Source organism: Coxiella endosymbiont of Ornithodoros maritimus, from assembly GCF_907164965.1.
Classification (GTDB): Bacteria; Pseudomonadota; Gammaproteobacteria; order Coxiellales; family Coxiellaceae; genus Coxiella.
The window spans coordinates 1-10,397 of the sequence record NZ_CAJRAM010000093.1; the positions used below are offsets into that span (position 1 = coordinate 1).

The following is a 10,397-nucleotide window of genomic DNA, read 5'->3' on the forward strand; positions in this document are numbered from 1 at the left end:
CTCAGCAGCTTTTCTCACTATTTCATCAACTGAACTGCTTTCGTCATGTATAGAGAATGGATTTTTAAAACAATGGTATTTGAGACAATGGTGTTTGAGGTTTTCTTAATACAGCCTGTTTTATAGTAGTTTTTAAAAATAGAGGCTGATATTATGTCACGTGTTGACCCTGGGTTGAAGGACCTTTTTTATAAATTTACTTACGGAGATATAAAGCAATATCCTTAATGTACGAGGATAATTATTTAAATCCGCAATGGCAAGTTCTATTACCCTCGACTATCTTCCTGGTTATCTCCAAAAATTTAGCAAGCTTGATTATCAATACCTTTCATTGGATGCAAAACACCACCTTAAAAAAACGCTTCAAAGTTTATTGAGGAGCTACAACGCTGTCCTTTTAATAAAAAAATCTATCAAAGTCAACTGTACCAACGAATTTGTGGACTTTTAGTTGAATTTAGAAAGGCAGGAGTGTTTTTACCTGATATGGACAATTCATTGTTATGGTGAGATGAGCAATAACGACATGAAAAAATTTACAAAAAGAGGTAAAAGCAATAAAAGAACGAGACATGTCGATGACGCCGTCACAATTCAGACTGCCACTGTGAGTACCCTAACCAATACTAAGAGGTGGGATTCGATTTTTGAAGAGCAAGATATTTTACCTAATGATTGTTCGGAATCCGTTGAGTCAATAAACAAATATTTAATCACTTGGAAAAAAGAAAAATGGCGTAATTGGGAGAAATCATCCCGTGCTCCTGCGATGCAGTTTTTGGAGGTGTATGTTCAACAAAGACTCAGCCTTCAACCGCCAATAAGTGAAAATAAAAGCGCTACTTCTTCTAATGTGACTCATCCCAATTCCCCCCGGCGCCGACATCAACCACTAATGGCACAGATAGGGCAACGGCTTCTTCCATGGCTTTTTTGATTTGGGGGATAACTTTTTCCAAATCTTTTTCGGCCACTTCAAAAACCAGTTCATCATGCACTTGCATGATCAAATGAGCCTCAACGGGGGGTTTTTGGAGCCAATCGCTGACTTTAATCATGGCGATTTTAATAATATCGGCGGCTGTGCCTTGCATGGGTGCATTTATCGCCGCGCGTTCGGCAGCGTGGCGGCGCTGGATATTGGAAGCGTGGATGTTTGGTAAATAAACGCGGCGGCCGAAAAGTGTTTCTACGTAGCCTTGAGTAAAAGCAATAATGCGGATTTTTTGCATGTACTCATGCACTTTAGGATAGCGTTTAAAATAAATATCGATGTATTCTTGCGCTAAATCGCGTCCAATTCCCAATTGGCGCGCTAAACCGAAACTCGACATTCCGTACAACAACCCAAAATTAATTGCTTTCGCGCGGCGACGTTGTTCGGGCGTCACTTGTTCCAAGTTCACACCAAATACTTCAGCCGCTGTCGCGCGATGAATATCCCATTCCTTATCAAAAGCCCTAATTAAGCTAGGATCTTTTGAAATGTGTGCAATGATACGTAATTCCACTTGCGAATAATCCGCCGCCACCATCTGAAACCCAGGTGGTGCAATAAACGCGCGTCGGATTTTTCGCCCTTCTTCCGTACGGACGGGAATGTTTTGTAAGTTGGGATTATTTGAAGATAACCGTCCCGTTGAGGTGACGGTTTGGTTATAGGAAGTGTGAATGCGGCGGCTGGCTAGATGCACTTGCACTGGCAAACGATCAGTATAAGTTGTTTTTAACTTAGTAAGGCTGCGGTGCTCCAAAATCACTTTGGGTAGAGGATAATCCAAGGCTAAATCTTGTAAAACATTTTCTGCTGTCGATGGCTGACCGCCAGAGGTTTTTTTAAAAATCGGCAGTTTTAGTTCTTCGTATAAAATCGTTTGCAATTGTTTAGGCGAATTCAAATTAAACTCGCGACCCGCTAATTTATAAGCTTGCTGCTCCAACAAGGCAATGCGACCACCGAGTTCGATGCTCTGTGCCTGCAGCATCGCGGTATCCACTAAAACTCCCCGCATTTCCATTTGCATGAGGATCGGCACTAACGGCATTTCGATTTGTTCAAAGACCTTTTTTAAATTTTTTTCTTTTTCAATTAATGGCATTAATTTATGATGAAGCTGCAAAGTGACATCCGCATCCTCCGCCGCATACGCAGTGGCTTTATCAATGGTAACGTGATTAAAACTGATTTGTTTCATTCCTTTACCCGCCACATCCTCAAATTTCACCATCATTCGGCCCAAATATTTAAGCGCCAAAGTATTTAAATCGTGCCGTGTACTGCTACTATTTAAAACGTAAGACTCTAGCAGCGTATCGTAAGTCTTTGCCCGGATAGTAATCCCCTCTTTTGCCAAAACCTCGCCGTCGTATTTTGAATTTTGGCAAATGATAGTTTGATTCGGGTCTTCTAATAAGGGTTTTAATTCCTGTAATACCTCTTCTTTATCAAGCTGCGCAGGCGCGCCCGTATAATCGTGCTCAAGCGGCACATAGGCTGCTTCGTGCGGGGAAACCGCAAATGAAATGCCGACTAATTTTGTTTGTATCACATTAAAATCAGTCGTTTCCGTGTCGAAAGCAAATACTTTAGCGTCGGCTAATTTCTTCACCCATTTTTCAAAAGTTTTTTTATTTGTGATTGTGGTATATTGAAAAGTGGCTACTTTTTTATCTTGGTTTGCCAGAAGTTCGGCAAGCCAAGGTTTAAACTCATATTTGGTAAATAGTTCAATTAATTTTTCTCGATTTTTTTCTGTTTGGATTAAATCTGTGGGATTTTCTTCCAAGGGCAAATCGGAAATAACGGTTACTAATCGGCGCATCAACGGCAGGTCATCGATACAAGCGCGAAGGTTTTCACCAACTTTTCCTTTAATTTCATGCGCATGTTTTATAAGATTCTCAACAGAATCGTATTGACTGAGCCATTTAACGGCGGTTTTGGGGCCGACTTTGGGGACGCCCGGAATATTGTCGGTGGCGTCGCCAGTTAAGGTTAAATAATCGATAATCTTCTCAGGTGGTACGCCAAATTTTTCAAGAACGCCTTTCGAATTGAGCAATTGGTCCTTCATCGTATTAACCAATGTTACGTGTTCATTGACAATCTGGGCTAAGTCTTTATCGCCGGTTGAAACCAAAACCGGTATTCCCTTTTCCTTTGCTTTTTTAGCTAACGTAGCGATCACATCGTCGGCTTCGTAACCCTCCCTAACAATAAGAGGAAAGCCGAGCGCTCGGATGATTTCAAACAAGGGCTTAATTTGACTTCGCAATTCATTAGGCATTTCGACACGGTTAGCTTTGTAGGTGTGATGCAAATCATGGCGAAATGTTTTACCCTTCGGGTCAAACACCACCGCGACATAATCTGGTTGATATACCACCATTAGTTTTCGCAGCATATTAATGACGCCATACATCGCCCCCGTTGGCTGGCCTTTGCGGTTCGTCAGCGGGGGCAGCGCATAATAAGCTCGAAAGAGATAAGAAGATCCATCAATCAAAATGAGGGGTTTGGAACTTAATGCTGTCATAATAAAAAAACGGTATTCACACGTGACTAAAGTTGTTAGGATGTTCTACACACGTTAACCTGTTGAAGCTATGTTAAAACGTTCTATATCACCGTTCGCCTTGTTGCTCACTTCTGTCAGCGCCATTCTTGGGTCCGGTTGGTTATTCGCCGCTTATTATACCGCAGAATTAGCGGGTCCATCCGCTATTTTAGCGTGGTTAATCGGGGGCTCTGCCGCCATTATCATCACGTTCGTTTTTGCGGAATTATGTGCTATGTTGCCAATTACGGGCTCCAGCACACGCATACCCTATTATACTCATGGCACACTGGTGAGCTTCCTTTTTGCCTGGATTATCTGGCTTACTTACGCTTCGTTTGCTTCGACTGAAGTTCAGGCCGTACTGCAATATTTCAGTTATTTTTTTCCTTCTTTGGTCCAAAGTAACGCCGGTTTAACGGGTTTTGGTTACTTTCTCGCTACCCTATTAATGCTCACTATTAGTGCGCTGAATGTTTTTTCTTTACGGTGGTTGTTGCGCTGTAATAATGTGCTTACCCTTTTAAAAATTGCGATTCCTGTTATCGTAGCGCTGACTATTCTGGCAGTTTATTTCTCGCCCCATCAACTCCTTCATCCAGGCTATTCCTCTTTTATGCCTTATGGGATGCACGGTGTTTTTGCAGCAGTCTCTGGCGGTGGCGTTGTTTTTGCTTTTAATGGGTTTAAGCAAGCTTGTGAAATGGCAGGGGAAGCTAAAAAGCCCGCGCGAGCTTTGCCGTTCGCGGTGATTGGTTCAGTGATCGTATGTTCAATCGTATACCTTTTGTTGCAGTTCGCTTTTTTGACATCAATTATCCCCTCTAATTTAATTCATGGCTGGTCGCATCTCGCTCTTCCTGGGGGAACAAGCCCTCTAACGGCGGTTGCGCATCAAGGGCATTTAGACATTCTGCTTCCTGTTTTATACGTCGGGGCGGTTATCGGGCCGATGGCGGCGGCCCTGATGTACACCAGCAGTGCGGCGCGATCTCTGTATGGGATGAGTAAAAACCATCATATTCCGCCGTTGTTTCAACGGTTACTGCACGGCAATCCAGTTGTGGCTATCATTACTAATTTTCTGCTGGGAATGTCGTTTTTCGCGCCCTTGCCGGGTTGGAACAGCATGATTACTTTCCTTACCTCATTAATTGCGCTCACTTATGGGATCGGCCCCATTTGTCTATTAACCTTGCGTAAACAATTGCCCGATTATAAACGCCCTTTTAAATTACCTTTCGTGACAATATGGGCCACCTTCGCTTTTTACCTTTGTACACTTCTTACTTATTGGAGCGGTTGGGCTGTTATTTCCAAATTGGGCATCACCTTGGTGGCCGGCCTTTTCGTTTTATTCATTCACCGTGCTTTTATTAGCCCTGATGAGCGAGTTCCCCTGAATGCAAAAGCCGCCTTATGGGTTTGGCCTTACCTAGTGGGGGTCACGCTCATCTCTTATCTCGGCGATTATGGCGGAGGTAAAGGAGTAATTCCCCCAGGATGGGATTTTGGCGTGATCGGCCTTTTTTGTGTCATGATCATGTGGCTCGCTCTCAAATTTAGATTGCCAACTATACTCACTCAGCATTACATGAAAGATGGACTTTACTCGCCAACCATCAGAGCAAGGAACCAATGCAACCCAAGAACCCGCGTTCGCTCAGCACGGCTGAGGTCATGACACCGGAAAAGGTGAATTTTGCATGGGAATGTTATCCATAGCAAGAAGATATATTCTCAAGGTTATCGACCAAACAGCCTACGCGTCTGCCGCCCATTACAGTGGTTATTATGTCGTAACGCTTTCGGTTGACAAAGTGTTGTTTAAGCAGCCCATTTATCTCGACGAGTTAGTCACTTGCTATGCAATGATTAATTACGTTGGACGCACTTCAATGGAAGTGGGTATCAAAGTCGTCGCTGACAATTTAACCACCGGCGAAAAACGACGTACTAACTCCTGTTATGTCGCCATGGTTACCGTTGATACAAATTTAAAACCTGTAGCCGTCCGCCCCTTAACAATTAATGATGAAATCGAACAACGCCGCTTCGACGAAGCAAAAATGACAAGAGAAGCGCGAATTCAGCTAGCAAAAGCCTATGAAAAACGAAAAAATAAATGATTTTTGAACTTCCTTCTCCCGCTTACCGGGAGTCAAGAGAGGCTCGTTTTAAACAATAATTCCCCGATCAATTACTGAACACCAGTTAAAAGGATGTCTTTGTCAGCCGAGTTTAGTAGAATCACCCCATGCGCCGTATACGTGAGCTGATTATCGGAAAACCTCGTGATCCTATGAAAAAGGAGACGCGAAAGCACATCGCTTTAGTGGCGTTTCTAGCATGGACCGGGTTAGGCGCAGACGCTCTCTCCTCTTCTTGTTATGGTCCTGAACAGTCATTTTATGCTTTAGGACAACATACATACCTTGTGCTCTTTTTGGCTTTAGCCACCGCCACCACGGTTTTTTTTAATCGCGCTGGCTTTTACAGCCAAGTCATTAAATTATTTCCCAATGGGGGGTTATAAAGTAGCCACCCAATTGTTAGGGCCTTATTCGGGGCTCGTATCCGGCGCCGCTTTACTGATTGACTACATTCTAACAATTGCCATTTCAATTGCTGCTAGAACCGATGCTATGTTCAGTTTGCTACCCCTTAAATATTTATCTTATAAGCTCGTGGTAGAATTGATTATTTTGTTGTTGCTATTAATGCTGAACTTGCGGGGAGCCAAAGAATCAATAAAGGTGTTGATAATTATTTTCCTGGGATTTTTTATTACACACATCATTGTGATTACTGCCGGCATTATTTTACACAACTACAGTATTAAAACCGTTATTCAGAATTCCTATCATGGCCATTTCATTAAGTTTGGTGGCCGGAGACATTATTTTACTTTATTTACTGTGGAATGCTCATCTCGTCCCCGGACAAACGCTCAACGCAGTCGTTTTTCAATCAATTTTACAAACGTGGCCTTATCATCACTTTTTATTATCGGTATTAATGGCATTGGAAGCGGGACTTTTAATTGTCGCCGCCAACACGGGCTTCCTCGGTGGCCCTGCGGTTTTAGCAAATATGTCTATCGATTCGTGGGTGCCACATCGCTTTGGCATGTTGTCCAGTCGATTGGTTACTCAAAATGGTCTGCTATTTTTTGGATTAGCCGCGTTACTTATTTTATTTGCCACCGACGGCCGCGTGGAATTTCTCGTTGTCCTATATAGCATGAATGTGTTTTTGACTTTTAGTATGTCATTGCTGGGGCTTGCTGTTTATTGGATACGGCATCGAAAATACGAAAAATATTGGTTCCCTCAGTAGCTGTTAGCTATGATCGCGTTGGTTGTCTGCGTTTCTATTCTTATCGTTACTTTGATATCGAAATTTGAATTGGGTGGTTGGATTACCGTCGCAGTAACCGGCGTTGCGATCCCGGGCGGCATTGTTATTAAACGTCATTACCGCCGTTACAACAAACTAAAAAAGAAGCTCAACCAGGAATTACAGATTCCCTTGCTGAGCGAGGAAGCGGTTATTCCCTCTATCGATCCCCAAAAGCCAACCGCTGTTTTTCTTGTAAAAGAAATCGGCGCAGCTATGCATTCTTTACTGTGGGTCACTCGGATGTTCCCTAATTATTTTCATAATTTTATTTTCATCAGCACTGGCGAAGTCGATATCGGTAGCTTTGGTAGCGATGCAGCACTTTCAAAATTAAAAGAACAAACCGATGCGACTCTGAATTATTTAGTCAAATACTCCCAAATGCACGGCATCGCCGCCGAATCCTATAGCGGCTTTGGCACGGATGCCGTCGATCAAATTATGCAGATCTCTGCAAAAGTTAATAAAAAATTCCCTACCGCCATTTATTTTTCTTCCCGCTATGTTTATACTACTGAAAATTGGTTTACCCGCTTATTGCACACCGACCTCGCTAACATCATCCAACGTCGTCTGCATATGCTGGGAGCTAAGATGTTGATATTGCCGTTGAAGTTGAAGACTTAGCCAACCTATTTCCCTATCGTGCTGTTAGAGTTTTTCCTTTGAAAGTACTCCTCAGGATCATGACTTGAAAAGTGTGCTATGTTTATAATCATAAAAAAGATAACAGCATCTATAGGAGCTTATCTTCTTCAAAATCTGGAGCAGACGAGGAGCATTAAAATTAAAATAAACTGATATATGCCGATTACAGTTTATAACAAAAAGTCTATAGATTACCTTTTGCAGTATGACAAAGAATTGCTTAAAGAAATTTATATAATATCCATAGATTATTTGATAAAAAGGTTGAAGAAATTGGCGGAAAATCCAACTTCTTTAAGAAGACACCTATCAATCCAATACCTTCTTTTTTATCAAAAGAGCAATATGCTAGTTACAAACTATGCTGTGATAAATTCAACACGATTATTGAGAAAATTGGTGACCATCTTGTTGAAAGAAATGCGGAATTAATGGGATTTTTTAGTGATTACAAATCATATTAGCCCTATACAAAGCGAAAAAATTTTTGAATAATTTATACTGTCGTTATGATTTTTTTGTAACCAAAAAGGGAAACTTAAAGTTCGTTGCAATAAATATCCATGACGGTCATGGGTTCTATGTTATCAGTTTTCTGAGCCAGATAATATATGATCAATTAAACTTAAGCATAATATCGTCACCCCAAATTTATTATGATCCTTTCTATTGACCACGAGTAATCGCTGAGATGGAAAAAGAAACCTCTATCACTCCGGCTACGGTTTGTATCATTTATGACGATCGATCTCCATTCTTTGATCCGAAATTAATGCAGTTTTTTGAACTAATTACTTTGACTGATCAACTTAATGCTACAGGACGACAAGCTTTTCTCATAGATGTTAAAAACCTATTAATGAACCGTAAAGGTGAACTAAATTATAAGGGAAATAAAATTTCTACTCTCTTTAGTAAAGTTAGAGTGGGTAGGCAGTGACATGCCTTACGATATTCGTTATAAACCTTTTTTACAATCCTTCTTTAATAAACAGGTTTTGTCTATTAATGGAATGGCCGGTTTGACAATTCTACAAAACAAAAACTTATTTTAAATTCTAAAAAATACGCTCACTTACCTACGAAGGAAGAAAAATTATTTATTAATAGGCATGTTTCGAAAACATTTAGGCTTATCTCTTCTGAAAAGAAAAATATTAACGCTTTTGCCAATTCCAAAGATCGTTGGCTTATCAAGCCAACTAATTTAGCTCGAGGACAAAAAGTAAGTATCGGGCAGGATTTGAGACAAACTGAATGGAATCAATTTATTGAAAGATTGCATAGATCAGGACTTTATTATTCAGGAAAAAATCGACACGCCAATGGTGAATATTTTAGAACATACTGGACGAGAATTTTTTAATAAAAAATGTATTAAATTTATTCCGCTTTATATTTAAACAGCAATTGCCATGGTTTTTTAGATAGAGTTTCTTCAGGGGCGGTTACTAATATAGCAACGGGAGCTTATCCACACCCCGTTTTCATATTAAAAAACTAAAACTCCCGTTAATCATTGTTCTCGCATTTCGCTTCGCTTCATACGTGCTACTATTGGGTAGAAGCATTTGAAGAGTGGTTCCATATCCGGTATCTTAAGAATATGAGCAAGGCAGGCAAGCAGCTTGAAAAAAATGAGAAATAATCCACTGGATTGGAGGATTAACGACTTGAAAACGATTGCCGTTAAGGTTGGCTTGTCCTATCAACAACCAGAAACTAGCCATGTCATTTTTTGAGCTCAGCCTGACCAGAAATTAAATATGCCTGCGATGCCTGCGAAAAAACCTATTAAACCAATCTATGTCAAATTATTTATTGAATGATTGTTATTAAATGATTGATGGAATGATCGGGGGTGAAAAAATATAAACATACATGCTTATCCAATTACAATTCGACCTTTATCAAAGGAAGAGGGCAGTGGCTATTTAACAGAAGCATCTAATTTACCAGTGTGTGTTGCCGATGGTGAGACGGTCGATGAAGCGGTACACAAAATTGAATCTGTGATTACCTCTTGGAGCAAAACAGCCAAAGAATTTAGAGACCTCATTCCAAATCCCAGTGTTGCCTTAAAATACAGTGATCAATAGCGTATTCGTGTTCTAAAACATTTACACGCTGCGTTAGCACTTCGGGCTAAAAAGGAAGGGGTAAGTTAAACATGCTGGCAGCAACTTTATTGACAGAAGGGATTGGCAAAAAACAAAAAAATAAAAATATTCCCTTCTCGATTTAGGGATGACTTACAGCACAATTAATTGGATTGTAATTCAGGTAAGTCGTCAGAAAAAGAAAGTAACCTAATGAAAAGTGCCCCTCCTTAAAGAGGGCGTTATAATGCGCCAACATAGAGTTTCTATTTTTAAAAAAAGGAGCAGGGCCATGAAAGATATTAAAATACTTGGTGTTGGTATTTATTGCAAAAGGGGTTTTTCAACTGTGTGGGATTGATGAGTGGGGTAAGGTGATCCACACGAGAGGGGTTAGGCGCTCAATATGTGTCCACTGTGGCAAGGCCTTAAGGTGGTGTGTGGTTGATAGAAGCGTGTGGAGGCGCGAACCATTGGTATCGGGTTCATGGGGTTGGGCATCCCAACACAGTTGATCGGTCCGCCGCAGGTCAAACCGTATGTCAAAAGTAACAAGAATGATGGTAACGATGCGCAGGCGATAGCTGAAGCGGCTTCCCGGGCCCCGATACGGTTTGTGCGGGGTAAGACGGTGGAACAACAAGACGTTCAAGCGCTGTTGAAGATACGCGATTGTTTAGTCAAAAGC

General features: G+C 41.2%; 2 protein-coding genes and 5 pseudogenes. 6 read left to right on the plus strand and 1 reads right to left on the minus strand.

Features of this window, described 5'->3' with window-relative positions; translation table 11 throughout:
- The first annotated feature begins 138 nt into the window (after nt 1-138).
- Nucleotides 139-940 (plus strand): annotated as a pseudogene (locus OWO34_RS08090) (CBU_1794 family Dot/Icm T4SS effector).
- On the opposite strand, the gene polA reads toward OWO34_RS08090, so the two are convergent.
- Nucleotides 852-3,539, minus strand: a complete 2,688-nt coding sequence (gene polA, locus OWO34_RS08095) for a DNA polymerase I (RefSeq protein ID WP_267257158.1) — start codon at nt 3,537-3,539, stop codon at nt 852-854. The pseudogene OWO34_RS08090 and the gene polA overlap by 89 nt on opposite strands.
- Nucleotides 3,540-3,609: 70 nt before the next feature.
- On the opposite strand from polA, the pseudogene OWO34_RS08100 reads away from it, so the two are divergent.
- The 5 genes and pseudogenes from OWO34_RS08100 to OWO34_RS08120 all read left to right on the plus strand — a co-directional run.
- Nucleotides 3,610-5,236 (plus strand): annotated as a pseudogene (locus OWO34_RS08100) (APC family permease).
- A gap of 4 nt (nt 5,237-5,240) precedes the next feature.
- Nucleotides 5,241-5,689, plus strand: a pseudogene (locus OWO34_RS08105) (acyl-CoA thioesterase).
- Nucleotides 5,690-5,817: 128 nt separating this feature from the next.
- Nucleotides 5,818-7,589, plus strand: a pseudogene (locus OWO34_RS08110) (APC family permease).
- A gap of 712 nt (nt 7,590-8,301) precedes the next feature.
- Nucleotides 8,302-8,550 carry a hypothetical protein gene (locus OWO34_RS08115; RefSeq protein WP_267257159.1) on the plus strand — a complete coding sequence of 83 codons (249 nt, stop codon included), beginning with the start codon at nt 8,302-8,304 and terminating at the stop codon, nt 8,548-8,550.
- Between the two features lie 1,451 nt (nt 8,551-10,001).
- Nucleotides 10,002-10,397: pseudogene (locus tag OWO34_RS08120) on the plus strand (IS110 family transposase); the annotation flags it as partial.

Bases quoted from the DNA above. Each gene is read 5' to 3' on its own strand.
- polA (WP_267257158.1), bottom strand. From the start codon at position 3,539: ATGACAGCATTAAGTTCCAAACCCCTCATTTTGATTGATGGATCTTCT.
- OWO34_RS08115 (WP_267257159.1), top strand. From the start codon at position 8,302: ATGGAAAAAGAAACCTCTATCACTCCGGCTACGGTTTGTATCATTTAT.